Annotated in this window: 24 protein-coding genes, 7 tRNA genes and 1 riboswitch; of the genes, 18 read left to right on the top strand and 13 right to left on the bottom strand. The window is 71.4% G+C overall.

What is annotated here, in order from left to right:
- Positions 1 to 80 precede the first annotated feature (80 nt).
- Positions 81 to 204, bottom strand: a riboswitch (cobalamin riboswitch).
- Positions 205 to 212: 8 nt separating this feature from the next.
- The 3 genes from ACFWPA_RS09340 to ACFWPA_RS09330 all read right to left on the bottom strand — a co-directional run bounded on the left by ACFWPA_RS09340 (position 213) and on the right by ACFWPA_RS09330 (position 1,303).
- Positions 213 to 590 carry a TIGR02611 family protein gene (locus ACFWPA_RS09340; RefSeq protein WP_378506399.1) on the bottom strand — a complete coding sequence of 126 codons (378 nt, stop codon included), beginning with the start codon at positions 588 to 590 and terminating at the stop codon, positions 213 to 215.
- A 76-nt stretch (positions 591 to 666) separates the two neighbouring features.
- On the bottom strand, positions 667 to 1,170 hold the full coding sequence (locus tag ACFWPA_RS09335) for a DNA-deoxyinosine glycosylase (protein WP_378570052.1): 504 nt from the start codon (positions 1,168 to 1,170) through the stop codon (positions 667 to 669).
- Between the two features lie 61 nt (positions 1,171 to 1,231).
- Positions 1,232 to 1,303: transfer RNA gene (locus ACFWPA_RS09330), tRNA-Val, on the bottom strand.
- Positions 1,304 to 1,635: 332 nt separating this feature from the next.
- On the opposite strand from ACFWPA_RS09330, the gene ACFWPA_RS09325 reads away from it, so the two are divergent.
- The 8 genes from ACFWPA_RS09325 (at position 1,636) to ACFWPA_RS09290 (ending at position 3,763) form a co-directional block, all read left to right on the top strand.
- A tRNA-Gly gene (locus tag ACFWPA_RS09325) sits at positions 1,636 to 1,708 on the top strand.
- 23 nt (positions 1,709 to 1,731) lie between these two features.
- Positions 1,732 to 1,802 (top strand) — tRNA-Cys (locus ACFWPA_RS09320).
- A gap of 22 nt (positions 1,803 to 1,824) precedes the next feature.
- Positions 1,825 to 1,899: transfer RNA gene (locus tag ACFWPA_RS09315), tRNA-Val, on the top strand.
- Positions 1,900 to 2,109: 210 nt separating this feature from the next.
- Positions 2,110 to 2,182: transfer RNA gene (locus tag ACFWPA_RS09310), tRNA-Gly, on the top strand.
- A 22-nt stretch (positions 2,183 to 2,204) separates the two neighbouring features.
- Positions 2,205 to 2,275 (top strand) — tRNA-Cys (locus tag ACFWPA_RS09305).
- A gap of 18 nt (positions 2,276 to 2,293) precedes the next feature.
- Positions 2,294 to 2,368: transfer RNA gene (locus tag ACFWPA_RS09300), tRNA-Val, on the top strand.
- Positions 2,369 to 2,516: 148 nt separating this feature from the next.
- Positions 2,517 to 3,305, top strand: coding sequence for a hypothetical protein (locus tag ACFWPA_RS09295; protein WP_378506212.1), 789 nt, complete (start codon positions 2,517 to 2,519; stop codon positions 3,303 to 3,305).
- Positions 3,302 to 3,763: an RDD family protein gene (locus tag ACFWPA_RS09290; RefSeq protein ID WP_378570051.1), complete on the top strand. Its 462-nt coding sequence runs from the start codon at positions 3,302 to 3,304 to the stop codon at positions 3,761 to 3,763. Before ACFWPA_RS09295 ends, ACFWPA_RS09290 begins: the two co-directional genes overlap by 4 nt.
- A gap of 67 nt (positions 3,764 to 3,830) precedes the next feature.
- Here the strand turns inward: ACFWPA_RS09290 and ACFWPA_RS09285 are convergent, their stop codons facing one another.
- The gene (locus ACFWPA_RS09285) at positions 3,831 to 5,228 is read right to left on the bottom strand and encodes a GH1 family beta-glucosidase (protein ID WP_378506210.1); all 1,398 of its coding nucleotides are present in this window, start codon (positions 5,226 to 5,228) and stop codon (positions 3,831 to 3,833) included.
- 113 nt (positions 5,229 to 5,341) lie between these two features.
- On the opposite strand from ACFWPA_RS09285, the gene ACFWPA_RS09280 reads away from it, so the two are divergent.
- Genes ACFWPA_RS09280 through ACFWPA_RS09270 form a run of 3 tightly spaced genes read left to right on the top strand, consistent with a single transcriptional unit; the run spans position 5,342 to position 7,547 of the window.
- Positions 5,342 to 6,538, top strand: coding sequence for an MFS transporter (locus tag ACFWPA_RS09280; protein ID WP_378506209.1), 1,197 nt, complete (start codon positions 5,342 to 5,344; stop codon positions 6,536 to 6,538).
- A gap of 41 nt (positions 6,539 to 6,579) precedes the next feature.
- The gene (locus ACFWPA_RS09275) at positions 6,580 to 7,020 is read left to right on the top strand and encodes a hypothetical protein (RefSeq protein ID WP_378506208.1); all 441 of its coding nucleotides are present in this window, start codon (positions 6,580 to 6,582) and stop codon (positions 7,018 to 7,020) included.
- Positions 7,017 to 7,547: a GNAT family N-acetyltransferase gene (locus ACFWPA_RS09270; RefSeq protein ID WP_378506207.1), complete on the top strand. Its 531-nt coding sequence runs from the start codon at positions 7,017 to 7,019 to the stop codon at positions 7,545 to 7,547. Before ACFWPA_RS09275 ends, ACFWPA_RS09270 begins: the two co-directional genes overlap by 4 nt.
- A gap of 81 nt (positions 7,548 to 7,628) precedes the next feature.
- Here the strand turns inward: ACFWPA_RS09270 and zapE are convergent, their stop codons facing one another.
- The gene (gene zapE / locus ACFWPA_RS09265; RefSeq protein WP_378509414.1) at positions 7,629 to 8,642 is read right to left on the bottom strand and encodes a cell division protein ZapE; all 1,014 of its coding nucleotides are present in this window, start codon (positions 8,640 to 8,642) and stop codon (positions 7,629 to 7,631) included.
- Between the two features lie 34 nt (positions 8,643 to 8,676).
- On the opposite strand from zapE, the gene ACFWPA_RS09260 reads away from it, so the two are divergent.
- From ACFWPA_RS09260 to msrB, 4 genes are all read left to right on the top strand, one after another.
- On the top strand, positions 8,677 to 9,450 hold the full coding sequence (locus tag ACFWPA_RS09260; RefSeq protein ID WP_378509413.1) for a pyrimidine reductase family protein: 774 nt from the start codon (positions 8,677 to 8,679) through the stop codon (positions 9,448 to 9,450).
- A gap of 3 nt (positions 9,451 to 9,453) precedes the next feature.
- Positions 9,454 to 11,019, top strand: a complete 1,566-nt coding sequence (locus tag ACFWPA_RS09255; protein WP_378570050.1) for an alpha/beta hydrolase — start codon at positions 9,454 to 9,456, stop codon at positions 11,017 to 11,019.
- Between the two features lie 61 nt (positions 11,020 to 11,080).
- On the top strand, positions 11,081 to 12,325 hold the full coding sequence (locus ACFWPA_RS09250) for a glycosyltransferase family 87 protein (RefSeq protein ID WP_378509411.1): 1,245 nt from the start codon (positions 11,081 to 11,083) through the stop codon (positions 12,323 to 12,325).
- A 23-nt stretch (positions 12,326 to 12,348) separates the two neighbouring features.
- Positions 12,349 to 12,771 (top strand): peptide-methionine (R)-S-oxide reductase MsrB, encoded by a 423-nt coding sequence (gene msrB, locus ACFWPA_RS09245; protein ID WP_378509410.1) that lies wholly within the window; start codon positions 12,349 to 12,351, stop codon positions 12,769 to 12,771.
- Positions 12,772 to 12,777: 6 nt separating this feature from the next.
- Here msrB and ACFWPA_RS09240 read toward each other — a convergent pair whose 3' ends face one another.
- From ACFWPA_RS09240 to hemE, 5 genes are all read right to left on the bottom strand, one after another.
- Positions 12,778 to 14,013: a serine hydrolase domain-containing protein gene (locus ACFWPA_RS09240; protein WP_378570049.1), complete on the bottom strand. Its 1,236-nt coding sequence runs from the start codon at positions 14,011 to 14,013 to the stop codon at positions 12,778 to 12,780.
- Between the two features lie 43 nt (positions 14,014 to 14,056).
- Positions 14,057 to 16,336, bottom strand: a complete 2,280-nt coding sequence (locus ACFWPA_RS09235; protein WP_378509416.1) for a molybdopterin-dependent oxidoreductase — start codon at positions 16,334 to 16,336, stop codon at positions 14,057 to 14,059.
- A gap of 97 nt (positions 16,337 to 16,433) precedes the next feature.
- Positions 16,434 to 17,129 (bottom strand): hydrogen peroxide-dependent heme synthase, encoded by a 696-nt coding sequence (gene hemQ, locus ACFWPA_RS09230; RefSeq protein ID WP_378509408.1) that lies wholly within the window; start codon positions 17,127 to 17,129, stop codon positions 16,434 to 16,436.
- A 4-nt stretch (positions 17,130 to 17,133) separates the two neighbouring features.
- Positions 17,134 to 18,486 (bottom strand): protoporphyrinogen oxidase, encoded by a 1,353-nt coding sequence (locus ACFWPA_RS09225; RefSeq protein ID WP_378509407.1) that lies wholly within the window; start codon positions 18,484 to 18,486, stop codon positions 17,134 to 17,136.
- A complete protein-coding gene (gene hemE / locus ACFWPA_RS09220; RefSeq protein ID WP_378509406.1) occupies positions 18,483 to 19,580 on the bottom strand; it encodes a uroporphyrinogen decarboxylase in 1,098 nt (365 codons plus the stop codon). Before hemE ends, ACFWPA_RS09225 begins: the two co-directional genes overlap by 4 nt.
- A 158-nt stretch (positions 19,581 to 19,738) precedes the next feature.
- On the opposite strand from hemE, the gene ACFWPA_RS09215 reads away from it, so the two are divergent.
- Positions 19,739 to 20,314, top strand: coding sequence for a DUF3000 domain-containing protein (locus tag ACFWPA_RS09215; protein ID WP_378509415.1), 576 nt, complete (start codon positions 19,739 to 19,741; stop codon positions 20,312 to 20,314).
- On the opposite strand, the gene ACFWPA_RS09210 is transcribed toward ACFWPA_RS09215, so the two are convergent.
- Complete coding sequence (locus ACFWPA_RS09210) at positions 20,295 to 21,524, bottom strand: alpha/beta hydrolase (RefSeq protein WP_378509405.1); 1,230 nt, start codon at positions 21,522 to 21,524, stop codon at positions 20,295 to 20,297. The genes ACFWPA_RS09215 and ACFWPA_RS09210 overlap by 20 nt on opposite strands.
- An 82-nt stretch (positions 21,525 to 21,606) precedes the next feature.
- Here ACFWPA_RS09210 and ACFWPA_RS09205 point away from each other — a divergent pair, with 82 nt between their 5' ends.
- Complete coding sequence (locus ACFWPA_RS09205; protein ID WP_378509404.1) at positions 21,607 to 23,031, top strand: wax ester/triacylglycerol synthase family O-acyltransferase; 1,425 nt, start codon at positions 21,607 to 21,609, stop codon at positions 23,029 to 23,031.
- Here the strand turns inward: ACFWPA_RS09205 and ACFWPA_RS09200 are convergent.
- Complete coding sequence (locus tag ACFWPA_RS09200; protein ID WP_378570048.1) at positions 22,976 to 23,878, bottom strand: alpha/beta fold hydrolase; 903 nt, start codon at positions 23,876 to 23,878, stop codon at positions 22,976 to 22,978. The two genes, ACFWPA_RS09205 and ACFWPA_RS09200, sit on opposite strands and share 56 nt — an antisense overlap.
- A 218-nt stretch (positions 23,879 to 24,096) precedes the next feature.
- Here ACFWPA_RS09200 and ACFWPA_RS09195 point away from each other — a divergent pair, with 218 nt between their 5' ends.
- Entirely contained in the window at positions 24,097 to 25,377 is a 1,281-nt protein-coding gene (locus tag ACFWPA_RS09195; protein WP_378509402.1) for an HRDC domain-containing protein, read from the top strand.
- 1 nt (position 25,378) lies between these two features.
- Here ACFWPA_RS09195 and ACFWPA_RS09190 read toward each other — a convergent pair whose 3' ends face one another.
- Positions 25,379 to 26,002 carry a TetR/AcrR family transcriptional regulator gene (locus tag ACFWPA_RS09190; protein ID WP_378509401.1) on the bottom strand — a complete coding sequence of 208 codons (624 nt, stop codon included), beginning with the start codon at positions 26,000 to 26,002 and terminating at the stop codon, positions 25,379 to 25,381.
- Positions 26,003 to 26,059 lie beyond the last annotated feature (57 nt).

Here is a 26,059-nt window from a genome sequence, read left to right as displayed (position 1 = left end):
CCACCAGCGCAGCATCCGACACGGCACCGGCCGATCCGCCGGCGCACTGACCGGACTTCCGCTCGTGGACCACGACGATGGGGAGTCGCACGACGATCGGCAGGTAATCGGGCTCACCGCTGCGAGAGCGGCCTACCGTTGCGGGCCAGCGCCGGACTTCGACCGGACTTCCCCTGCGCGAACGCCTGTAGTGCTGCGGGCAGTATGCACTGTCAGAGCGGGGACTCGAGCAAGGGGTGCTCGATCCCGATCCACCCGCCCGCCATGTCGATCGCGCCGAGCACCCACAGCGTCGCGACCACGACCAGCGCGGTCCCGAGCCCCGCCAGGATCTTCACCACCGGGGACTGCCTGCCGAACCACTCCATGAACTCGTCGTACTTGCCCTTCGCGAACCGGAGCAGGCGGTACGCCCAGGTGAACTCCGAGCCGAGAATCCCCAGCCCCGCGAACACGATCAGCCAGCCCGGCCCCGGATACGGGATCGCGATGATGCCGACCGCGAGAACGAGCGTCCCGACGACACCGACCGCGATCCGGTAGCTCAGGTTCAGGACCGGGTTCGCGGCGATCCGCCGTCGTGCCCGCATCCACCGGTTCTCGCTGCGCGCCTGTGCCGTCACCCGGTCAACGGTACCGAGCGACCCGCAGCCCGGCCGCGGGTCGTCACCGCTCCAGCAGGGCCCGCCACGCGTCGACCTTCGCCCGGGCCGGCGTCGCGGCGTTCGCGGGGCTGGTGGACGGCAACCGGGCGAGGGTCACGCCGGCGGGGTGCGCACCCGCCGCAACCACCGACCGGCGGTAGGCCATCTCCGCCCGGGCGCCGTTGAAGAACACCCGCTCGATCGCGGTGTGCCGCGAATAGAGGGCGGCGAAGTCGTTCGGAACCTCGGAGCGGACCTCGATGTCGGCGTCCGCGCTGCCCGTCCTGCGGCACGCCTTCAGCACGTCCCACAACGCGACGCCGTTGTCCTGCAGGGTCCGCAGCCGGTGCGGGTAGGGCTGGTCGGGTCCCGCGCCGAACAGTTCGCCCATGATCGGCCAGAAGCTGTTGCGGGGATTGGCGTAGTACCTGCCTGCAACGAGGGACGGCGCGCCGGGCATGGACCCGAGAATTAGGGTGTGGGAACTGTCGTCGACAACGGCGGGGAACCCGTGAACCAACGTCATGGCGAACCATTAGACAGCAAAAAGGCGGCCGCGAGAACCCTCGCAACCGCCTTTTCTGCTGTGGTCCCGGCTGGGATCGAACCAGCGACCTTCCGCGTGTGAAGCGGACGCTCTCCCACTGAGCCACGGGACCGTGCCGCGGAGATCAACTCCGGCGGCCGAACGAGGAGAAAACTAGCACGGTCCAGTGATGGTTGGAAAACCGGCAGGTCACACGGCTGCACGCCCGCACGAGGACGTTCCCGACCCCCTCCCGGCCGGGGACACTTCGCCGCGGGTTCCGCATCCGCCCGCCCGCCACCTCCATCCGGGACGGAAGGGCCCGGCCCCTCGCCCACTGGCAGGTGAATTGCACCGCTGTTGTTTGCATTCACCGGAGTTGACCAGGCGATTTGTCGGCCCCGACCCCGTGGGCTAATGTTTCATCTCGCAGCACGGAGGCAACAACACCCCCGGGATTGCAATGCGGATGTAGCGCAGCTGGTAGCGCATCACCTTGCCAAGGTGAGGGTCGCGGGTTCGAATCCCGTCATCCGCTCGAGAGGTTGGACTCAACCTTGCGGTGGAGTGGCCGAGTGGTGAGGCAACGGCCTGCAAAGCCGTGCACACGGGTTCGATTCCCGTCTCCACCTCTCATGCACGACCGATAGACGCGCGCGATTAGCTCAGCGGGAGAGCGCTTCCCTGACACGGAAGAGGTCACTGGTTCAATCCCAGTATCGCGCACCATAGTTCGACGAAAGGACCCCGGATTTCCGGGGTCCTTTTTTCATTCCCCCGTTCCGGCGCGAGCGGCGCTCTGCCCGCCTCGCGGCCAGGCACGCGCGCCGACAGAATCCCCGGAAATACATCCTGACCAGCCGAATTGTGGTCTGCGCGCTCCATGGGCTACTGTTCCTTCTCGCAGCCCGGAGGAAGCAACGCCCCCGAGATTGCAATGCGGATGTAGCGCAGCTGGTAGCGCATCACCTTGCCAAGGTGAGGGTCGCGGGTTCGAATCCCGTCATCCGCTCGAGAGGGTGATCAACCCCTGCGGTGGAGTGGCCGAGTGGTGAGGCAACGGCCTGCAAAGCCGTGCACACGGGTTCGATTCCCGTCTCCACCTCGCACGAAGGTGAAACCCGCGCGATTAGCTCAGCGGGAGAGCGCTTCCCTGACACGGAAGAGGTCACTGGTTCAATCCCAGTATCGCGCACCATAGTTCGACACGAAGGGCCCCCGGCATGCCGGGGGCCCTTCGTGGTGTCGTCGGTCCTGCTCGGCGTCCCGGTGCGCCGATCTGCGGACCTGCCGCCCGATCGGGTATGTACTGGTGCAGACAATCGCCGCATCGAGAGGACGCCGCCATGGTCATCGCCGCCGATGCGCCGCCGCCGGGAGTTCCGCCTGCCGGGTCCCCGCGCCGGACCGACCCGATGCTGATGGCGGTCGGTGCCGCCGCGGGCGCGGTCGACCTGCTGCGGTGGTCCACGCGCGGCGTCCTCGGCGCGGCCCGCGTCGTCCCCGGCGTTGGCCGGTCCCTCGACGCGCTGGCGTCGACGGCGGCCGAGCGCGGCGCCGCGGCACTCGGTGCCGCAACGGAGCTGGGCCGATCGGTGCTGCGCGGCGCCGTCCGCGAGGTGGTGGCCGCCGCGTTGCTCGAGGTCGACCTGACCCGGATCGTGCGTGAGCACGTCGACCTCGACCTGATCGCCGCGGGCATCGACGTCGACCGGATCGCCGCGCGGGTGGACGTGGCTGCCATCGTGCGCCGGATCGACCTCGACGCGATCGTCGACACGGTGGACCTCGAACGCCAGGTGCGCCGGATCGATCTCGACGCGATTGCCGCCACCCTCGATCTCGACGTGCTCGCGGCGGGCATCGATGTGGACGCCGTCGCCGCCCGCATCGACATCGATGCGATCATCGCCCGCCTCGACCTGATCGGGCTCGCGAACCGCATCATCGACGGCGTCGACCTGCCGCAGATCATCCGCGACTCGACCGGGTCGCTGTCCGAGGAGGCGGTGCGCGGGGTCCGCAGCCAGGGCATGCAGGCCGACGACGCGGTCGCCGGTTTCGTCGGCCGCCTGTTCGGCCGCGACCGGCACGATCACGGGTACCCGAGGACCGGCGAGGGGGCCGGCCGGTGACGCCCGCCGTTCCGGAACGCCGACCGGCCGGGATCGTCACCCGGGGCCTCGCCGCGGCGGTCGACCTCGGTGTCGTGCTGACGCTGCTCGGCCTCGGCTACCTCGCGCTGGTCTTCGTCCGACTGCTCCTCTCGCCGCAGGCGTTCAGCTTTCCCGCACCCGAACTGCTGATGTCGGTGACGGCATGGCTCGGCACGTCGGTGGTGTACCTGACCGGGTGCTGGGCGACGACCGGGCGCACCGTCGGGTCGCTAGCGATGGGGCTGCGGGTCACCACGCGCAGGCACCGGCGGGTCCGTTGGGCGACCGCACTGCTGCGGGCGCTGGCGTGCGTCTTCTTCCCGATCGGGCTGGTCTGGGTGGTCGTCGACCCGCGGCGCCGGTCGATTCAGGACATCGTGCTGCGCACCGTGGTCGTGTACGACTGGCGGCAGGACCTGGACACCGTCACGGCCTGACGCGGGACTGCACCGTCACGGCCTGACGCGGGACCGCACCGTCACGGCCTGACACCGGGCTACTGGGTCATGGCGTGACGCCCGCCGGGCGGTTGGCGCGGATCAGGTTCCGGTACCAATGGTAGGAGTCCTTGGGTGTGCGGGTGAGGGTGTTGTAGTCGACGTGGACTAGGCCGAACCGCTCGCGGTATCCGGCGGCCCACTCGAAGTTGTCCAGGATCGACCACACGAAATAGCCGCGGACGTCGACGCCCGCGTCGAGCGCCGCGCGCAGGGCGTGCAGGTGGTCGCGGTGGTAGTCGATCCGTCGGGTGTCACGGACGCGGCCTTCCCCGTCCGGGTCGGCGTCGTGGAAGGAGGCGCCGGACTCGGTGATGTAGATCGGGGGCAGCGCGTCGCCGTAGCGGTCGCCGAAGGTCTGCACGATCTCCCGCAGCCCGTCGGGCACGATCGGCCAGCCGAAGTCGGTCCGCGGATAGCCCTCGATCGCGACGGGGCGGAACGGCATGCCGGGCGGCAGGTCGACCTCGAGCACCCCGCTGCTGCCCTCGCCGCTGATCGGGGCACCGATCACCGTCGGCTCGTAGTAGTTGATGCCGAACCAGTCCAGCGGCTGCGCAATGGTTTTCAGGTCATCGCCGATCGGCCCCTGGAGGATGGCGGCGAGTTCCGGCGCCGGGTAGGCACCGCGCAGGACGGGGTCGGCGAACGTCCAGTTGACGATGTGGTCGTAGATGTCGGCTGCCTCGACGTCGGCCGGGTCGTCGCTCGCGGCGTGCACGGGGGCGTGGTTGGAGGCGATGCCGATGTTGGTGCAGCCCGCGGCGCGCAGCGCCTGCACCGCAAGGCCGTGGCCGAGCAGCTGGTGGTGTGCGGCCTGGAGCGCACCGAACCCGAGTTGCAGGCCGGGCGCATGCACGCCGAGCGCGTGACCGTAGAGGGTGTGCACCACGGGTTCGTTGAGCGGCATCCACATTCGCACCCGGTCACCGAGCCTGCGGCCGACGATGTCCGCGTACTCGGCCAGCCGGGCAGGGGTGTCGCGGTCGAGCCATCCGCCGGTGTCCTGCAATGCCTGCGGGAGATCCCAGTGGAACAGCGTCACCGCTGGCGCGATGCCCGCCGCGCAGAGCTCGTCGATGACCCGGTCGTAGAAGTCCAAGCCCGCCGCGTTGACGGGACCGCGGCCGGTGGGCTGGACGCGCGGCCACGACACCGACAACCGGTACGCCCCGACCCCGAGGTCACGCATCAGGGCGACGTCCTCGCGGTACCGGTGGTAGTGGTCGATCGCGACCGCAGCGGTCTCCCCGCCGACCACGGTGTCCGGTCGGTCGCAGAACTCGTCCCAGATGGACCGGCCGCGGCCGTCGGCGTCGACCGCCCCCTCGATCTGGTAGGCCGCCGCGGCCACACCCCACAGGAAGTCGGGGGGAAAGGTCGGATCGGAGTGCGCTGCAGTCATGGACGGAGTCTGACGGTTTCCTGGACGCACGTCCAGAGCAGTGTTTCAATGCGTGCACGACCGACTGCTCCCCCATTCCCGCCCGCGGGCCCGGCGAAAGCACCGACCACAACATGACCGATCCCCTGCCCGACCAGCGCACTGCCCGCGTCGCGACCGCGGCGGCGTTTGCGCTGCAGGGCTTCTTCCTCGCGGTGCTGCTGACCCAGCTTCCCCAGTTCAAGGACAAGTTCGGGTTCACCGAGACCACCATCGTCGTCGCCGTCGTGACCGTCTCGCTCGTCGCGGGGGCCGGCAGCGTGCTCGCCGAGTTCGTCGCGACCCGCACGTCGAGCCGGACCACCCTGCGCGTCGGGCTGTCCGTGATCGCGGTGGCAGGCGTGGGAATCGCGTTCTCCCACACCACGATCCTGTTCTTCGTCGGTTTCGCCTGCTACGGCATCGGGTTGGGGATGGTGGACGCCGCGGCGAACATGCAGGCGGTCGCGATCCAGCGTCGGTACGGGCGGTCGATCCTGTCGTCGTTCCACGCGGTGTGGAGCGTCGGCGCCATCGTCGGTGCCCTGTTCGTGTCTGCATCCGCGGGACTCGGTGTCGGTCTTGGGGTGTGCCTGCTGATCGCGGCGGTGGTCGTCGGCGCCGGGACCGCCGCGCTCGGTCCGCGGCTGCTGGTCACCGGAAGCGAGGCGGCGGACCCGTCGACCGCCGCGGCACCGCTGTCGGTCCCGCTGCGCCCGTTCCTCGCGCTCGGCATCGCGATGGCCCTGTTCTTCGCGATCGACTTCGCGGTCGGCAACTGGTCCGCGCTGTACCTGACGGACATGCTGCTGGCCAGCGCGAGCACCGCCGCGCTTGCCGTCGCCGCATATCAGGGCGCGGGACTGGTGTCCCGGCTGACCGGCGACTTCTGGGTGCGCCGGCACGGGGAGATCGCCGTCGTCCGGGTCGGTGCCACGATCGGCGCGGTCGGCCTGGTGGTCGTGGTCTGCGCGACCGGACCGGTGATGGCGATCGTCGGGTTCCTGATCGTCGGGCTCGGCGCGCCGGTCGTCGCGCCGCTCTGCTTCAGCGCCGCGGGCCGGCTCGCGCCGCCGGACCGCGCGGATGCCGTGGTGGCGCGGCTGAACCTGTTCAACTATGCGGGCACCATCATCGGCGGCGGCATCGTCGGCGCGGTGGCCGCGCTGTCGAACATGCGGATCGGCTTCGCGATTCCGCTCGCGTTCGCGGTCGCCCTGATCCTGCTTGCCCCGGCGTTCCGGCCGGACCGGGTGCCGACGACGCCGCAGGCGGCCGATCCGGTGCACTGACCCCGTGCCTGCGCGGCGTCGGGAGGTGGTTGACTGGCATCATGCCGAACTGGGGCTGGCTCATCGTGATGCTGATTGTCGTCGACGTCGCCGTTGTCGTCGTGTGGTTGCTGACCCGCCGAAAGACCGCGCTCGCGGACCCGTACAGCCCGGCGTTCGTCCGCGGACTCGACCTCGAAACGCGGGACCGGATCGAACGGCTCGTCGCGGACCACAAGCAGGTTCAGGCGATCGCCCTGCTGCGGGAACGCACCGACCTCGGGTTGGTCGACGCGAAGGCGGCCGTCGACGCCGTCGCCCGCGGCGAGTGGGTGCCGACCGCGGGCCCGGACAGTGCGCCCCCCACCGGAGGCTGGTCGGATCTCGCCCCCGCGCTGCGCGCGCTCAAGTCCGAGGGCAAGGACGGCAAGGCTGCGCGCATGCTGTGCGAGCACACCGGCATGAGCCTGCGCCAGGCGAAGGACACGGTGGCACGGCTGTGACCGTCACCGTCTCCCCCGCCGTCTCCTCCGACGCGGCGGAGCTCGCCGCGGTCGCGGCGGTCACCTTCCCGCTGGCATGCCCGCCGTCGGTCACCGCCGCCGACGTCGACGACTTCCTCGCCACCGTGTTGTCCGCCCAGCGGTTCGCCGACTACCTCGACGACCCCGACCGGACCGTGCTCAAGGCCGTCACCGGCGGGACGATCGTCGGGTACGCGATGCTCGTCGACGGCCTGCCCGACGACCCCGATGTGCGGGGTGCGGTGACGGCGCTCCCGACCGTGGAGCTCAGCAAGCTCTACGTGCTTCCCGGCCATCACGGCGAGGGAGTGTCGCACCGGCTGATGGACGCCGCGGTGGCGGCGGCGCGCGGCGCCGGTCTCGCCGGGGTGTGGCTCGGGGTCAACCAGGAGAACGCCCGCGCCCAACGCTTCTATGCCAAGCAGGGATTCACGCGGGCGGGCACCAAACGTTTCCGGGTCGGCGACCAACTGCACCACGACTTCGTCCTGCAGCGGATCCTCTGAGCCCCGGCGGATGCGCCTGCGGCACTGTGCGTGAATTTCACCCCGATGGGGGTGAAATTCACGCACGGGCGCGGCGCGCAGCTAGGCGGGGACCTCGAACCGGGACAGCGCGAGCAGGCGCGAGGTGGCGCGCAGGTACTTCTTCTTGTAGCCGCCTGCGAGCATCTCCGGGGTGAAGATCTCGTCGAGCTTCGCGCCGGAGACGGTGACCGGGATGCTGGCGTCGTAGAGGCGGTCGGCGAGGACCACCAGGCGCAGCGCCACGGACTGGTCCTGCGCGGGGTGCACCCCGTCCAGGAACACCGCGGTGACGTCCTGAATCAGCTTGTTGTAGCGCGACGGGTGCAGGGTGCTCAGGTGCGTGCACAGCTCGTCGAAGTCGTCGAGGGTGGATCCGGGGGTGCCCTCGGCGCGCTCGCGCAGTTCCGCCGACGAGATCGGTTCGGGGGCGGGCGGCAGGTCGCGGTGCCGGTAGTCGGGGCCGTCGACGCGGATGGTCTCGAAGATCGCGCCGAGCTTCTTGATCTCACGCAGGAAGTCCTGGGCGGCGAACCGGCCCTCGCCCAGTTGGCCGGGCAGGGTGTTCGAGGTCGCGACGATCGACACGCCGCGGGCCGACAGCTCGGTCAGCAGCCGGGAGACGAGCATGGTGTCGCCCGGATCGTCGAGTTCGAACTCGTCGATGCAGAGCACGCTGTGGCTCGACAGCTGCTCGACGGCGTTGTTGAAGCCGAGGGCGCCGACGACGTGGGTGAGTTCGACGAAGGTACCGAACGCCTTCGGGCTCGGTGCGCTGTGGAAAATCGATGCGAGCAGGTGGGTCTTGCCGACACCGAAGCCGCCGTCGAGGTAGAGGCCCGCGCCGGTGGACGGGGCCTTCTTGCCGAATAGTCCGCGCCGGCCCCCGGAGCGAATCTTGGCGATCTTGCCCGCGAACTCCTCGGCCTTGCGCACGGCGGCGGCCTGGCTGGGCTCGTTGGGGTCCGGGATGTACGACCCGAAGCTCACCTCGTCGAACATCGCAGGCGGGACCATCTGCGCGACCAACTGATCGGCGTGAACCACCGGATTACGATCGACAAGGCGCTGCTGCATGCATCGAGCCTATCGACGTGCTGTTATCGACTCCATGCAGCGTATCGATATTGAGGGATTACTCACACCGGCGCGCGCACCACTCGATGACGACGCGATCCGCGAGTTGTACGCGTACCCCGACGATCTCACCGAACCGTGGATCCGGGTGAACTTCGTGTCGAGCATCGACGGCGCCGTCACCGCCGACGGTACCTCGGGCGGGCTCGGAACGCCCGCGGATCGCCGGGTGTTCGTCGCGTTGCGGGAGCTGGCGGACGTGATTCTGGTCGGGGCGGCGACGGTGCGGAGCGAGAACTACGGCGGCGCGCGGCCCGACGCCGCGGCCAGGGACCGGCGGCGGGCCACGGGCCGGGCACCGGCGCCCCCAGTTGCCGTCGTCACCGCGAGCGCGGACCTCGATCCGGCGTCCCGACTGCTGACCGACACCGACGTCCCGCCGCTGATCCTGACCGTGCGCAGTGCACCCGCCGAACGGGTCGACGCCCTCGCCCGCGCCGGCGCGACGGTCCTCGTCGTCGGCGAGACCGACGTCCCGACCTCGTCGGTCCTCGCCGTGCTCGCCGAACGCGGCCTGCACCGGGTGCTCTGCGAGGGCGGGCCGTCGCTGTTCGGGCGGCTGCTCGGCGACGACGCGGTCGACGACCTGTGCCTGACCACCTCGCCGGTGCTGACCGCGGGCGGCTCGGGACGAATTGCACTGTCGCCGAATGCAACCCGCAGGCCGATGCAGCGGGCGCACGTGCTCGCCGACGGGGACGGGACGATCCTGACCCGCTGGCTGCGTCCGCGACCTGGCAGGCTGTGACGCATGCGCAGAGTGGGGTTGGCGGCACTGGTGATCGCGGTGTGCTGCGCGTGCGGCGCCGGGCCGAGCGTCCGACCGGACGTCGCCGTGGTCGAGCATCGCGACGGCACCACCCCCGAGCCGAGCGGGACGGTGCCCGGCACCGAGCCCGAACTACCCGTCCCGGTGCGCGATCTGGACTGGCGGGACTGCACCGCGTCGACGCTGGGCACGCTGGGGCTGCCGCCCGGCCCGCCGGGGCTGGTGCTCGAATGCTCGGAGCTGGCGGCCCCGATCGACCCGTCCGGCTCGATGCCCGGCTCGTTCGCCCTCGGCGCGCTGCGCGCCCGGCTTCCCCAGACCCCGGACGACGCCGCCCCGCTGGTGCTGACGTCCGGCTCCGATCGCTCGTCGACCGGCACCCTCGCCGCGCTCGCAGCGGGACCGGGCGGGACGTTGCTGTCCTCGCGTCCGCTGGTCGCGGTGGACCGGCGCGGCATCGGGACGTCGACGCCGATCGACTGCGGTGATCCGAGGACACCGATGCCGCGGCAGGCGATGCTCGACCTCGGGCAGTTCACTCCGCCCCCGATCGACGGCGGGGACGCGGTCGACACGGTGCACGCGCTCGGCCGTGACGCGACCACCCTGTGCACCGACTTCCTGCAGCCGCACGAACTGGCCTTCGACCCGTCGCACTCCGCCGATGATCTCGACCAGCTGCGCCGCGCGTGGGGGGTGGACCGGATCGGGCTGCTCGCGACCGGCTCCGGCGTCGAGGTCGCCGCGGCCTACGCGGCAGCGCATCCGGACGCGATCGGGCGGCTGGTGCTGGACTCCCCGTCGGTGCTCGGCACCGACGCCGCCACCGCGACCGAGGCCGTGGTGCGCGGGCGGGAGGCGGCCCTCGCCGCGTTCGCCCGGCAGTGCGCTGCCCTCGAGTGCGCGCTCGGCCCGGATCCGGCGGCGGCCGTCGCCGACCTGACCGACCGGGCGCGCCGCGGTGAGCTGGGCCCGATCTCCGCGAACGCCCTCCTGGTCGCCCTGACCGACCAGCTCGGGTCCCCGCGCGGCGACATCTCGGCCCAGGTCCGCGAGTTCGCGGACGTGCTCGCCGCGGCCGGACGCGGCGACACCGCTGCCCTGCAGCAGCGGATCGACGCGGCCGCCGCCGCGACCCTCGCCGACGGGCAGTTCGTTGCGCGCTGCTCGGACGGGCGGCAGTGGCCGACGCCGGGGCGGGTCCGGGAGCTGATGACGCAGTGGGGTGAGCGCTACCCGGTGTTCGGTCCCGAGGGTGCGCTGTCGATGCTGCTGTGCGCGTCGTGGCCGACCACCCCGCCCGCCCCGGCGCCGTCCGCGGCGACGAGCGCGACCCTGACGATCGCGGGCGCCGCGGACCCGGTGGCTGGCGACGGCGCGTCGGCGGCGGCGGGGGTGCTCGCCGCGGTCGGGACGCGGACGGCGACGGTGGCGTGGCTCGGCTCGGGGCATCCCGCGCTCGCGCACTCCGACTGCGTGCAGCTCGCCGTCTCGGGCTACGCCGACACCGGGGTGCTTCCGCCGGACGGCGGCGCCTGCCCGGGCTGAGTTGCGGCCGGTCACGGGTGTCTTGGGCGGCTCACCGCCCCCGGTCGGGTACCGTGCCACGGTGTTCCTTCGACAGCTCGAACCCCGCACCGCCCGGACGACGGCCGAGGTGGTGACGTTCGCGCTGTGGCCGCTCGCGATCATGACGGTCCTGCACCGGGTGCTCGTCAAGGCCGTGAATGGGGCGCGGACGGACGACTTCACCACGGTGTATCGGGCGGCGCTGGCGTTCCTGAACCGGCAGCCGGTATACACCGCGAACTTCAATTGGGTGGACCCGCACTACCTGTATGCGCCGAGCGGCACCCTGCTGCTGTCGCCGATCGCGATCATCGACCCGGAGCGGTCCCGCTGGTTGTTCATTCTCGGTAACGCGGTCGCGGTGATCATCGCGGGATACCTGCTGCTGAAGATGTTCGGGCTGGCCCTGAACTCGGTGGCGGCGCCGATCCTGCTGCTGGGCATGTTCGCCAGCGAGACGGTGACGAACACGCTGGTCTTCACCAACATCAACGGGGTGATCCTGCTCGGCGAGGTGGCGTTCCTGCTGCTGCTCCTGCGGCGTCGGGACACCTGGGCCGGTGTTTCGATCGGGTTGACGCTCGCGATCAAACCGGTCCTCGCGCCGCTGCTGTTGTTGCCGCTGGTGACCAAGCAGTGGCGGGCGCTGGTCACCGCGATCGGTGTTCCGGTGGTGCTGACCGCGATCGCGTGGCCGCTGGCGGTCGATCCGATGGAGTTCGTGCACCACACGCTGCCGTACCTGATGGAATCGCGGGACTACTTCAACTCGGCGATCGTCGGCAACGGCGCCTACTACGGCCTGCCGACGTGGCTGATCCTGGGACTGCGAGCGGTGTTCGCGGCGGTCGTGCTGGTGTCGCTGTGGCTGCTGTACCGGTACTACCGCGACGATCGGCTGTTCTTCCTCGCCACCTCCTCCGGCGTGCTGATGACGGCGTCGTTCCTGCTCGGGTCGCTCGGGCAGATGTACTACTCGATGCTGCTGCTGCCGCTGCTGATGACCGTGGTGCTGCGGAACTCGGTGATGCGGAACTGGCCCGCGTGGCTGGCCGTATACGGGTTCATGACCCTGGACAGCTGGCTGTCGGGCCGATTCCCGGCGACCGGGCGGGCCGCCGAGTACATGAAGACCACCCTCGGCTGGAGCCTGCTGCTGCTGGTGATCGGCGGGGTGCTCGGCGCGCGCTACCTGACCGCGCGCCGGGAGGGGCGGCTCGACCGCGGCATCGATCCGGTCTTCGACGACGACGCCCCGGAACCGGAGAAGGTTCCGGTCGGCTGACCGCCGGTCGGTAGCGTGGAGGCATGACCTCCGACTCCGATCGCGGCCCCGGGTTCGAACTGACCGACGCGCAGTGGCGCGAGCGGCTCACCCCCGAGGAGTACCAGGTGCTCCGGCAGGCGGGGACCGAACGGCCGTTCGTCGGCGAGTACACCGACACCACGACCACCGGGGAGTATCACTGCCGCGCCTGCGATGCGCTGCTGTTCACCTCGACGGAGAAGTTCGCCTCGCACTGCGGGTGGCCGTCGTTCTTCGATCCGGCGAACTCGGATGCGGTGCTGCTGCGGCCCGACGACTCGCTCGGCATGCGCCGGGTGGAGGTGCTGTGCGCGAACTGCCGCAGCCACCTCGGGCACGTCTTCGACGGCGAGGGCTACCCGACCCCCACCGACCAGCGGTACTGCATCAACTCGATCTCGCTGCGCCTGGTGCCCGCGCCGTAGCCGGACTCACTTCGGGTACATCTGCTCGATCAGGTCCTTCGCGATGCTCGACGCGGGATCGCGACCGTCGACGCCCGGCGCCAGGTTCGCCCACACGACGAGGGTGACGTCGCGGTCCGGGTCCGAACCCATGAACGAGTTGTAGCCGGGCAGTTCGCCGGTGTGCCCGTACATCGGGCCCATCTTCGCGATGCCCCAGCCGTAGCCCGCGGCCTGCGGGTTCGCCGGGTCGGTCGGCTCGATGCTGGCCAGCCGCCGCGCCTGCATGTCGGGGTCGAGGACGGTGCCGTCGGTCAGTGCCTCGGCCCAGGTGGCGAGGTCGTCGGCGGTGGCGATGCCCTGGCCCGCCGCCCACGTCCAGGACGGGTTGTGCTCGGTGACGTCCTGCGGTGCCAGGCTGCCGTCCCTGGCAGCGGCCTGCATGTCGGCGGGCAGCGCCGGGTCGTGCATGGTCAGGACGTTGCTGCCGTAGAAGTAGCCGCGCGAGTACGGGGCGGGCAGCGCGGTGTCGGTGGCGGCGGGGAAGACGGCACCGGTCAGCCCCGCCGGGTCGAAGATCCGGTCCCGGTAGATCTCCGGGAGGGACCTGCCATCGAGCTGTTCGGCGATCAGGCCGAGCAGCACGTAGTTGGTGTTCGAGTAGTGGTAGCCCTGCCCGGGCGGGAAGTACGGCGGGTGCGGGTACGCGAGGGCCAGCAGTTCCTCGGGGGTCCACACCCGCTGCGGCTCGGTGTCCAACGCCTCGTTCAGTTCCGCCGTTTCGCTGTAGTTGAACAGGCCGCTGCGCATGTTCAACAGCTGTTCGATGGTGATGTTCGCACCGTTCGGCACGTCCGGCCGGAACCGCGACACCGGGTCGGTGACGGCCAGCTTCCCCTCCTGCGCCTGCTGCAGGATCACCGTCGCCGTCCACGTCTTGGTGTTGGAGCCGACCCGGATGCGGTCGCTCACGGACACCGGTCTGCCGCCGCCCCGTTCGGTGCTGCCGTAGGTCGCGGTGACGGTGCCGGAGGGGGTGCGCAGCAGGGCGACCGCCCCGGGGAGCAGGAACTCCTTCGCTCCCGCCTCCAGCGCCGTCTGCAGGTCGGCCTGGTCGAGGGCGGCCACCGCGCTGGTCGTTGTGGTGGCGGTCGTGGTGTCGGTGTCGTTCCCGGGGTCCGCGCAGCCCGCGGCGAGGAAGGTCAACGCCAGCGCGGCGGCGGCCGCTCGCGGGCGGCGTCCCGACAGCACGTGACGGTTCATGCCGGACAACGCTACGCCGGGACGCCCGCCCGCGAGAGGTCGTTCACCGACGTAAACGAAGTACCGGAGGGTCGTGGGCACGGATCGGCGGCAGCTCCCCGTCGAACCGTTCGATCTGCACGAGCGCGTGCTGACCGGTGCTGCCACGGCCCAGCCTCGACGTCCCGACGTCCGCGGTGAGAACGTTCGGATTGCCGTGCACGCACAGCGAAGTCGGGTCGTCGGGGTCGAGCGGGTCGTACCAGGCGCCGGTCGACAGTTGCACCACGTCGGGCCGCATGCCGTCGTCGAGCACCACCCCGGCCAGGCACGCGCCGCGGTCGTTGAACACCCGGACCACCTCCCCCGCCAGCACGCCGCGCGCGGCGGCCGCGTCGGGGTGCATCCGGATCGGTTCGCGGCCACGGATCTTCGACGCCTGACTGACCGGCCCGTGGTCGAGTTGGCCGTGCAGTCTGGTCCGCGGCTGGTTCGCGATCAGGTGCAGGGGGAATCGCCGCGCCCGGTCGCCGCCGAGCCACTCCTCGGGCTCGTACCAGGTGGGGTGGCCGGCACAGTCGTCGTAGCCGAAGCCGTCGATGTCGGCGGAGAAGACCTCGATCCGCCCGCTCGGGGTCCGCAGCGCGTTGCGATCCGGGTCGGCACGGAAGTCCTCGAACAGCGTCAGCTCGTCCTCGGTGCGCATCCGCACGTGGCCGCGCGCCCAGAAGTCGTCGAACTCCGGTGCCTCGCCGCCGTCGGCGAGCACGAACCCGCGCCACTGCTCGTACAGGTGCTCGATCCACTCCCCCGAGGTGCGGCACTCGGTGAATCTCGGCCCGAAGCCCAGCCGGTGCGCGAGCAGCGAGAACGTCTCGTAGTCGTCGCGGCTGTCCGCGTACCGCGGCACCGCGGCCTGCATCGCGACCAGCAGCGGATCGTTGCGGGTGCAGGTCAGGTCGTCCCGCTCCAGCGAGGTCGTCGACGGCACCACGATGTCGGCGTGGCGGGCCATCGGCGTCCAGTACGGGTCGTGCACGACGATCGTGTCGGGGCGGGCCAGGGCCCGCCGCAGCCGGCCGAGGTCCTGGTGGTGGTGGAACGGGTTGCCGCCCGCCCAGTAGACGAGGCGGATGTCGGGGAAGGTGCGCCGTTCCCCGTTGTAGTCGTACGGCGCGCCCGGGTGCAGCAGCAGATCCGAGATCGCCGCCACCGGGATCGACTCCGGGACCGGGTTCTGCCCCTGGAACAGGGTCGGCAGCGGGTACGGCACCGGGGCGAGGCCCGGTTCGTTCATCGAGCCGTACCCGTGGCCGAATCCGCCGCCGGGAAGGCCGATCTGGCCGAGCATCGCGGCGAGGGTAATACCCGCCCACGGCGCCTGCTCGCCGAACCGGACCCGCTGCAGCGACCAGGTCACCGTGACCAGGGTGCGGCCCGCCGCCATCCGGCGGGCGAGGTCGGTGATCGTCCGCGCGGACAGACCCGACCGGTCGGCCGCCCACGATGGGTCCTTCGGGACCCCGTCGGCGCGGCCGAGCAGGTAGTCCTCGAACCGGTCGTATCCGGTGGTGTAGCGGCCGAGGAACCCGCGGTCGGCCAGCCCCTCGGTGGCCAGCACGTGGCACAGCGCGAGCATGATCGCGACGTCGCTGCCCGGGCGCGGCGCCAGCCACCGCGCGGCACCGTGAATGTCGTCGCGCAGCGGGCTGATCGAGACGATCTCCCCGCCGCGGGCCCGCAGGGCGTCGAGGGCGCCGCGGGTCGGATGGTTGCTGGTGCCGCCGTCGTTGACGTAGGTGTTCTTCAGCGGGACACCACCGAAGCACACCATCAGGTCGGTCTCGCGGGCGATCACGTCCCAGTTCGTGGCGCGGGCGAACAGCTTCCAGTGGGTGCCGATCACCCGCGGCATGATCACCGCGGTCGCACCCAGCGAGTAGGTGTTCTCCGATCGGGTGTAGCCGCCGAGCATCTTCAGGAACCGGTGCACCTGGCTCTGCGCGTGATGGAACCGCCCCGGCGCGGACCACCCATAGGAGCCGCCGAAGATCGCCCGGTTGCCGTGCCGGTCGACGACGCGGCGCAGCTCGCCGGCGAGGAGTTCGATCAGTTCGTCCCAGGACACCGCGACGAACTCGTCGGCGCCGCGCCGGTCCGACGGCCCCGGACCCCGTTCGAGCCAGCCGCGGCGGACGGCGGGCCCGGCGATCCGCGCCCGGTGCCGCACCGATCCGATCGCGTTGTCGAGGATCGGCGACGGGTCGGCGTCCCCGGGGAACGGGTGCACGGCGACGATGTCACCGTCGGCGGCCTCCGCCTCGAACATCCCCCAGTGCGCCATCTGCTGACGCCGGACCGGCTGCGCACCCACGGTGGCCAGTGTGCCACCGCGGGTGCGGCCCGCCGAGGTCAGGGCTGCCGGAAGCTCGGGACGGGGCTCAGGGCAGGGCGTTGACGAGCTGCTCGATGGACACCCGCGGACCGGAGAAGAACGGGGTCTCCTCCCGAACGTGCATCCGGGCCTCGGTGGCCCGCAGGTCCCGCATCAGGTCGACGATCCGGTCCATGGCGGGAGCCTCGAACGCGAGAAGCCACTCGTAGTCGCCGAGCGCGAACGCCGGGACGGTGTTGGCCCGCACGTCCGGGTAGTCGCGGGCCTCCTTGCCGTGGTCGGCGAGCATCTTGCGGCGGTCGGCGTCGGGCAGCAGGTACCACTCGTAGGAGCGGACGAACGGGTACACGCAGATGTAGTCGCCCGGCTCCTCGCCAGCGACGAACGCGGGCAGGTGGCTCTTGTTGAACTCGGCGGGACGGTGCAGGCAGGCGTTCGACCAGACCGGGTCGCTGGCCTGCCCGAGGTCGGTGCTGCGCCGGAAGTCGGCGTACAGCTTCTGCAGGTCCTCGAGCTTCTCGGCGTGGTACCAGATCATGAAGTCGGCGTCCGCGCGCAGACCGGAGACGTCGTAGATCCCGCGGACGATCACGTCGGTCTCGTTGAACGAGTCGAAGAAGTCCCGCGCGTTCTTCACCGCGGCAGCGCGGTCCTCACCGAGGACCCCGGGCTGGACCTGGAACACGGAGAACATCGCGTAGCGCAGGGTGGAATTGAGCTTGTCGTAGTCGAGGCGTGCCATGGCCCTATCCTGCCACCGTCGCCGCGAGCCGTGCCGCCGCCGTCGTCGCCGACCGGACGCAGGCCGGAACGCCGACGCCGTGCAGCATCGACCCGGCGACCTCGAGTCCGTCGATCCCGGCGACCGCGGACTCGAGGTCCGCCACGATCCCGAGGTGCCCGGCCCGGTACTGCGGCAGACCGCCGTGCCAGCGTTGGACGAACGACGCGACCGGCTGGTCGCCGACCCCGGTGACGGTGGCGATGTCGGCGCGGGCCAGGGTGATCAGCTGCTCGTCGTCGGCGTCGACGATCGCGGCGTCCCCGAACCGGCCGAAGGAGGCGCGCACGAGGGTGGCGTCGCGGGCGCCGAGGTGCGGCCACTTCCGCGCCGACAGCGTGAACGCCTTCGCGGCGAGACCCTCGCCGGTCGCGACCAGGATTCCCGAGTTCTGCGGCAGCGCAGACTCTTTCGGGAACCCGAGGGTCACCACCACCGACGACGCGACCGGAATCCGGCCTGCCGCCGCCGCGGCGTCAGGCGCGGCATCGGCGAGCAGGGTCGCCGCCCGGTCGGCGGGCAGCGCGACGAGCACGCCGTCCACCTCTCCGATCGGGTCGACCCGCCAGCGGCCGCCCGCGCGGCGCAGCCCGGCGGCGGTGGTGTGCGCGCAGAACTCGGCGGCGGCCGCCGCCCGCAGCGCGCCGAGCAGCGTCCCGTATCCGCCGCGGAGGGTGCCGAAGACCGGGGCGGTGGACGGCGGCGGCAGGGCGCGGCGGACCGCGGCGGTGAGGCTGGCGGACCCGGCGTCCAGTGCGGCCGCCAGCGCGGGCATCGTCGCCCGCACCCCCGCCGTGTCGGACAGCCCCGAGTAGACGCCGCCGAGCAGCGGGTCGACGGAGCGGCGCACCACCTGCTCGCCGAACCGCGACCCGACGAGGGCGGCGACCGAGACGTCGCCGCCGCGGTCCCACGCCAACGGCAGCGTCGGCTCGGCGTCGATCCGCGCGAGGGTGGCCGCGTCGACGAGTCCGGCAAGCGATCCGGAATCGGCGGGAATGCCCATCAGGGTGCCCGCGGGCATCGGGTGCAGCCGCCCGTCCGCCCAGATCAACGGTCGCGCACCGGACGGGTGTTCGACCTGGTCGCTCAGCCCCAGCTCGGTGAGCAGGTCGAGCACCTCGGGGCGGCGGACGAGGAACGCCTCTGCCCCGACGTCGACCGGCCCGTCCGCGATCGGGACGGTGCGCAGCTTGCCGCCGAACCGGTCGGACGCCTCAAGCACCACGATCCGGGCGTCCGGACCGAGAGTCGTCCGCAGCCGGTACGCGGCGACCAGGCCGGAGATGCCGCCACCGACCACCGCGATCGTGGTCACAGCGAGTGCACCAGCTCCACGACGTCGGTGATCACCGCAGGATCGGTGTCGGGGAGCACCCCATGCCCGAGGTTGAAGATGTGTCCGGTCGCGCCTGCCGCGAGCGCCCGGTCGGCCTCGCCGACGATCCGGCGGACCTCCTGCTCGATCGCCGGCCTGCCCGCGAACAGCACGGCCGGGTCGAGGTTGCCCTGCAGGCCCTTGCCGGGGCCGACGCGGCGGGCGGCCTCGTCCAACGGAATCCGCCAGTCGACGCCGACGACGTCGGCGCCCGCCTCCCCCATCACGCCGAGCAGTTCGCCGGTGCCGACCCCGAAGTGGATCCGCGGCACGCCCGCCTCGGCGACCTCGGCGAACACCCGCTGCGAGTGCGGCAACACGTACCTGCGGTAGTCGGCCTGCGACAGCGCACCGGCCCACGAGTCGAACAGCTGGACCGCGTCGACGCCCGCGTGCAGCTGCGCCTGCAGGAACGCGATCGTGGTGTCGGTGAGCGCACCGAGCAGCGCATGCCAGGTCTTCGGGTCCGAGTGCATCAGTGCCTTGGTGCGCTCGTGGTTGCGGCTCGGGCCCCCCTCGACCAGGTACGACGCCAGTGTGAACGGGGCGCCGGCGAACCCGATCAGCGGGGTGTCGCCGAGTTCGGTGGTCAGCAGCGAGATCGCCTCGGTGACCGCGCCGACCTCCTCGGGACGCAGCCGCGGCAGCGCCGCGACATCGGCGCTCGTGCGGACCGGGTTCGCGACGACGGGCCCGGTGCCCGCGACGATGTCGAGATCGACCCCGGCCGCCTTGAGCGGAACCACGATGTCCGAGAACAGGATCGCGGCGTCCACCCGGTGCCTGCGCACCGGCTGCATGGTGATCTCGCAGACCAACTCCGGGTGGAAGCAGGATTCGAGCATTCCGATGCCGGAGCGGATCTCGCGGTACTCGGGCAGCGACCGCCCGGCCTGACGCATGAACCACACCGGGCGGTGGCTGGGGGTCCGCCCGGTCGCCGCGGCGAGCAGCGGCGCGTCGGGCAGGTGCCTGCGATAGGGGTACCGCGCCCCGCTGGTCATCGCCGAATTCGTGTCTTCCAGATCGCTCATGTGTCCCAACGCTCGTCGCCCGATTCGTCCTCTGCGGGCCATGCTGCCAGATCCGCCCGCCGCACCCCCAACGGACGGCGCGGACCGGGACGAACGTACCGGTCCGGCGCGCCTCCCCCGCCCACGGCGGGGGTCCGTCTACCGTCCGAGCTGTGACCATGTCCGGACCCAACGCCGAGCCAGCGCAGTTCCGCAGCGCCGTCGACTCGATGCACACGGCATCGGTCCATCCGCAGATCGAGATCGGTCCGATCCGCCCCCCGCAGCGGCTCGCGCCGTACAGCTACGCGATCGGCGCCGAGGTCCGCCATCCGGACACCGACGGCACCGCCGAGGAGCCCGAGGGCGACGCCTTCGGTCGACTGATCCTGCTGTACGACCCCGCCGGCGACGAGGCATGGAACGGGACGATGCGGTTGGTCGCGTACATCCAGGCCGACCTGGAGGCGGACCTGGCCGCCGACCCGCTGCTCCCGGAGGTCGCCTGGAGTTGGCTGGTGGATGCGCTCGCCGCCCACCACGAGGAGGTGACCGCCCTCGGCGGCACCGTCACCGCCACCAGTTCGGTCCGGTACGGGGACATCGCCGGGCCGCCGCAGGCCCATCAGCTCGAGGTGCGCGCGTCCTGGACCGCGGCGAGCCCCTCCCTCGCCCCGCACGTGGAGGCGTTCTGCGAGGTTCTCGCCGCCGCGGCGGGCCTCCCGCCCGCCGGGGTCACCCCACTCGGTCGCTGACCAGGTCACCGGGCCCGGTCCGCACCGACGCCCGCACCGACTCCAGGAATGCCCCGACGCCGAGCACCACCTGGTCGGTGCGAATCGAGTGGAAGATGTCGAAGGCGTGCTGCGCGCCGCGCAGTTCGGCATAGCCGACCGGGTTCTCGGACGCCGCGCGCAGCCGTCGAACGAACTCCCGCGCCTCGGCGACCGGGATGAACGAGTCGTTGCTGCCGTGGACGACGAGGAACGGCGGCGCATCCGCGCGCAGGTGGGCCAGCGGGGACGCCAGCCGGTAGGCCTCGGGGAACGCGGCGCCCTTGCCGAGGACCATCTCGCTGAGCGGTGACTCCACCCGCTGCCGCACCGCCTTGATGCCGGTGTCCCCGGCGAAGTCGTACACCCCGTACATCGGCACGCAGGCCTGGACCGCGGTGTCGGCGTCCTCGAACCCCGGCTGCAGGGCTGGCTCGTTCGCGGTCAGCGCGAGCATCGCCGCCAGGTGACCGCCCGCGGAGCCCCCGGTGACGGCGAGGAATCCGGGATCGCCGCCGAAGCGCGGCCCCTCCGAACGCAGCCACCCGACCGCGCGCTTGAGCGCGACGAGCTGGTCGGGCCACACCGCCTTCGGGGAGAGGGGGTAGTTCACCGCGGCGCACACCCAGCCGCGGGAGGCGAGCGCCGCCATCAGCGGCAGCCCCTGATGGTCCTTGCTGCCGATCACCCAGCCGCCGCCGTGGATCTGCAGCAGCATCGGGGCGTTCGGCGGGGTGTCCCGGTGGTGGTAGACGTCGACGAGGAATCGGCGTCCCCCCGGCGCATAGGCCTGGTTCCGGACGATCCGGACGTCGGGGCGGGTGAACGCGAAGGGGCGCAGCGCGGCCCCCCAGTCGAGCAGCTCCGTCGGGGCGGGTACGTCGATGTCGGCGAGCGCCGCCGCCATCTCGGCTCCCGCGCGGTGCGCGGTCACGATGCCGGTCCCGAGGGCGGCGGCGGACGTCGCCGCGAGGGCGAGGCCGATCCGGTCGCTTCGGGTGCGGGCGCCGTGCCGGGCCACGTGCACGCCCGCGTCGACGGCGGTGGCGAGCAGCTGAGCGGGCGCGAGTTCCGAGGTGAGCCAGCCGCTGAGGAACGCCGGGATCGAGGTCGGCATCCCCGGGACGGGCCGCAGCGCGTTGACGGCGGTTGCCGCGTTGACGGCCTGCCTGACCAGGAAGGATCTGCTCATGGGACACCTTTCACGGGGTCGACGACACGCGGCTCTCACCATTTCCTTAGAACAATCTAGAACACGTTCTACTATGTCCGCCATGGAGAGACTGAGCGGTCTGGATTCCACCTTCCTCTACCTCGAGACGCCGACGCAGATGCTGCACGTGTGCGGCCTGATCGTCCTCGACGTCTCGACGGTACCCGGCGGGTACAGTTATGCAGGCCTGAAAGCTGAACTGGGAGCACGCATTCGAGGAATGCCCGGCTTCCGGCGGAAACTATTCGACTCGACGTTCAACCTGGACCACCCGGCCTGGGTGGAGGACTCCACCTTCGACCTCGACCGCCACCTGCACCGCGTCGCCGTCCCCGCGCCGGGGGGTCGCGAGGAACTCGAGGAGCTGTGCGCGCACATCGCCGGCCAGCAGATGGATCGGACCATCCCGCTGTGGGAGATGTGGATCATCGAGGGCCTCGAGGACGGCTCGGTCGCGGTGATGTCGAAGATGCACCACGCCAACGTCGACGGCGTCACGGGCGCCGGGATGATGTCGCAGCTGTGCAGCCTGACCCCCGACGCCCCGCGCCCCGACCCCGACCCGAGCCAGCGCGACGCGGGCAAGGGCAGCACCCTCGACCTCGCGGTGAGCGGTGCGCTCGGCTTCCTCGGCCGCCCGGTCGATCTGGTGAAGGCGCTCCCCAGCGCGGTCGCCCTGCTCCCCCGGTGGATCCGCCGGGCCCGCCGCGGCGAGGCGATGCCCGCCCCGTTCACCGCGCCCCGCACCTCGTTCAACGGCGCGATCACCGCGCACCGCACCCTCGCCTGGACCCAACTCGACCTGGACAAGGTCAAGCTGGTGAAGAACGCCTTCGACGTCAAGGTCAACGACGTGGTCCTGGCGCTGGTCGCGACCGCGCTGCGCAGCTACCTCGACGACCGGAACGAACTGACCGACAGCCCGCTGGTCGCGATGGTCCCGGTCTCCGTGCACGACGTCTCGGACCGGCCGGGGACCAATCAGATCTCCGGCATGTTCACCCAGCTCGGGACCGGCATCGACGACCCGGTCGAGCGGCTGCTCCAGGCCAACAGCCACAACACGATGGTCAAGTCGCACAACGCCTCGCTCGGCGCCACCCTGCTGCAGGACTGGTCCCAGTTCGCCGCACCCACCCTGTTCGGCGGGGTGATGCGCGCCTATTCGACGCTGCGCCTCGCCGAGCGGCATCCGGTGGTCACCAACCTGATCGTCTCGAACGTGCCGGGGCCGCCGATGCCGCTGTACTTCCTCGGTGCACGGATCTCGGCCATGTACCCGCTCGGACCGATCTTCCACGGCAACGGGCTGAACATCACGGTGATGTCGCTCGACGGCACGCTGAACGTCGGCGCGGTGTCCTGCCGGGAGCTCGCCCCGCGACTGTGGGACCTGACCGACGCCTTCGGCCCCGCGCTCGACGAACTGGTCAAGGCCGCACGCGCGAAGTCACGGAAGCGACCGCGGGCATCAGCCCGGACCTGAACTCGTCCGCGGCAAGCACGCAGGCCCCGTGACCGGCCTGCACCTCGTAGGTCGCCGCGCCCGCGATCTGCCTGGCCATCCAGTGCTGCCTGCGCGCCGGGATCACCTGGTCGGTGGCCGTGACCACCACCGAGGTCGGCAGGGTCAGGTCCGCGATCCAGCCGGACGAGTCGAACTTGCCGACCTCGGCGACGGCCCGGCCGACCGCGCCGGGGCTGGTGCTGCGGAACTGCCCCATCAGCCATTCGCGCTGCCTGCCGACGGGGTCGCCGTCCACCTCCGGACGGCGCCCCGCCCCGGGCCGCAGGGTGGCCATCGACCCATTGAGGGCGTCGAGCGCGATCCGTTCCCTGGCATTGCGTTTGAATCCGGTGGTGCCCGCACAGAGCACCATGCCCGCGACCCGGTCCGGGTGGGCGCGCGCGGCGAGCTGCGCGACGAGCGACCCCATCGAGTAGCCGACGACGACGAACCGGTCGAGGCCGAGCACGTCGCCGAGCGCGGCGACGTCGTCGGCGCAGTCCTCGAGGGTGAAGCGGTCCGAGCGGATGCCGCGGCCGTGCCAGCGCTGGTCGAGTGCGACCACCCGCCCCTTGGTCGCGAGCGCATCGATGACCGGGTACCAGGTCAGCGCGGCCGTGCAGGCCAGCGCGTGCAGCAGCACCAGGGTCGGCCGGTCCTGGTCGACCCGCTCACCGGTGTCGAGCACGTAGGTGCTGCCGCGACCCGGGAGTTCGACGTCACGTCCGGGTGGCAGCGACCCCACCGGCGCGAGTTCCCCGAACCGGGACATCGGACCGAATGGGGAGAAGCCGGGAACGGACGCAAGTGCGGAAGGACCGGCCATCTGTACACCTCTCGTTCGCCGCGGTGGGCCTCACCGTAGCGCGGTGCCGCCCGAGAGCTCCGCCGAAACGGACAATTTCGATTGAATCGTAACGAAATTCGAGATTACCCGAGAACTCCGGTCACGGGTATCGAAACGCCGATCTGAATCATCCCGACCATGCGCAGGGACCACACCCCGGGGTTGGCGGCGGCACGCACGTCGTAGAGTCAGCAGTCATGCCAGCGACCTCGGACGACGCATCGACCTCGGACCACTCCCCCGCGTCGGGTGGGACGTCCGCGGTGCCGCTGTTGACCCCGGCAGAGGGTGTTCCCGAGGTCGTCGACTCGCCGCGACTGCTCGCCGCAGCCGCCGACCGGCTCGCCGCCGGAACGGGTCCGCTCGCCGTCGACGCGGAGCGGGCGTCGGGCTTCCGCTACTCCGGTCGCGCGTACCTGCTGCAGTTCCGCCGGGCGGGGGCGGGAACCGTCCTCGTCGACCCGATCCCGATCGCCGCCGATCTCGGTCCGCTCGCCGACGTGATCAACCCGCTCGAGTGGGTGCTGCACTCCGCCGACCAGGACCTGCCGGGAATGGCCGAGCTCGGGCTGCGCCCCACCGCCCTCTACGACACCGAACTCGCGGGCAGGCTGGCCGGCTTCGAGCGGGTCGGGCTGGCGGCCATCGTCGAGCGGATGCTTGGCCTGGAACTGCGCAAGGGACACGGCGCCGACGACTGGTCCCGCCGCCCGCTGCCCGAGTCCTGGTTGAACTACGCGGCGCTCGACGTCGAGGTGCTGGTGGAGCTGCGCGACGCGATGGCCGCCGAGCTGGCGTCGCAAGGCAAGACCCGCTGGGCGGCGGAGGAATTCGAGCACGTCCGCCTCGCAGGCCCGCCGAAGCCGAAGCCGGACCGGTGGCGTCGCACCTCCCAGATCCACTCGCTCAAGTCGCCCCGGCAGCTCGCCGCCGTCCGCGAGCTGTGGCAGGCCCGCGACGAGATCGCCGCCCGGCGCGACATCGCGCCGGGACGGATCCTGCCGGACTCGGCGATCGTCGCCGCCGCGAGCGCGAACCCGAGATCGATCGATGCGCTGCGGGCGCTCCCGGTGTTCGGGGGGCCCCGTCAACGTCGCAGTTCCCGGACCTGGCTGCAGGCGCTCGAGCGGGCCCGCGCCCTCCCGGAGTCGGACCTGCCGCCGGTGACCCAGCCCTTCACCGGGCCGCCGCCCGCGAACCGGTGGGCCCGCAAGCATCCGGAGGCGGCGGATCGCCTCGCCGCGGCGCGGGGCGCGATGGCCGCACTCGGCGAGCGGGTGCACGTGCCGGTGGAGAACCTGCTGACCCCGGAGCTGGTGCGCAGGCTGTGCTGGGACTTCGTTCCCGACGACCACCGCGACCAGGACGTCGCGACGTTGACGGCGTTCGTCGACGCGGCGCTGACGGCGGGCGATGCCCGACCCTGGCAGCGAGAGCTGACGGCACCCGTTCTCGCACAGGCCCTCGGCGGGCACTGACCTACACGATCGGGGCGACGGCGAGCATCAGGTCGGTGCACCGTTCGACGAGCACGTCGGTGTCGACGTCGACCGCGCCGTCGAGCCACGCGGTGAGGATCTGCGCGAGGCCCCCGACGACGAAGTGCGCGACGAGGTCGACCTCCGACCCCGCAGGCAGATCGTAGAAGTCGACGACCTGCGCGGTGGTCAGCCCGACGAACATCCGCGCGGATTCGAGCCGCCGCCGCGCGAGGACCGCGGTGACCGGGCCGGAGAACACGAGCCTGCCCAACCGCGGGTCCGCCGAGACGTCCCGGACGATGGTGGCGACGCAGGCCCGGACCAGTGCGCGCTCCTGCGGGGGAGCCTCGGCGACCGCCCGCAGCGTCGACTCGGCGATCCGCGAGGTGGCGTGGTCGTACACGGCGACGGCGAACGCGTCACGGTCGGGGAAGGATTCGTAGAAGTAGCGGGTCGCCAGCCCGGCGTGCTTGCAGACCCCGCGCACCGAGACGACGGGCTCCCCCTCCGCCGCGCCGAGCAGGTCGAGGCCCGCCTCGATCAGCTGCGCGCGCCGCTCGGCGCGCCGCCGATCCCCGTCCACCCCCGCGTACACCCGCGCCGACGACGTCATGCCGACCATCCTTCCACCACGATGGCCGATTCCCTGGACCGATCACATATATGTGACTACAGTCGT

This window comes from Rhodococcus sp. NPDC058505, from assembly GCF_042720095.1.
Taxonomy (GTDB): Bacteria; Actinomycetota; Actinomycetes; order Mycobacteriales; family Mycobacteriaceae; genus Rhodococcus_G.
The sequence above is the reverse complement of the archived record's forward strand: the minus strand, read 5'-3'. Positions and strand labels throughout refer to the sequence as shown.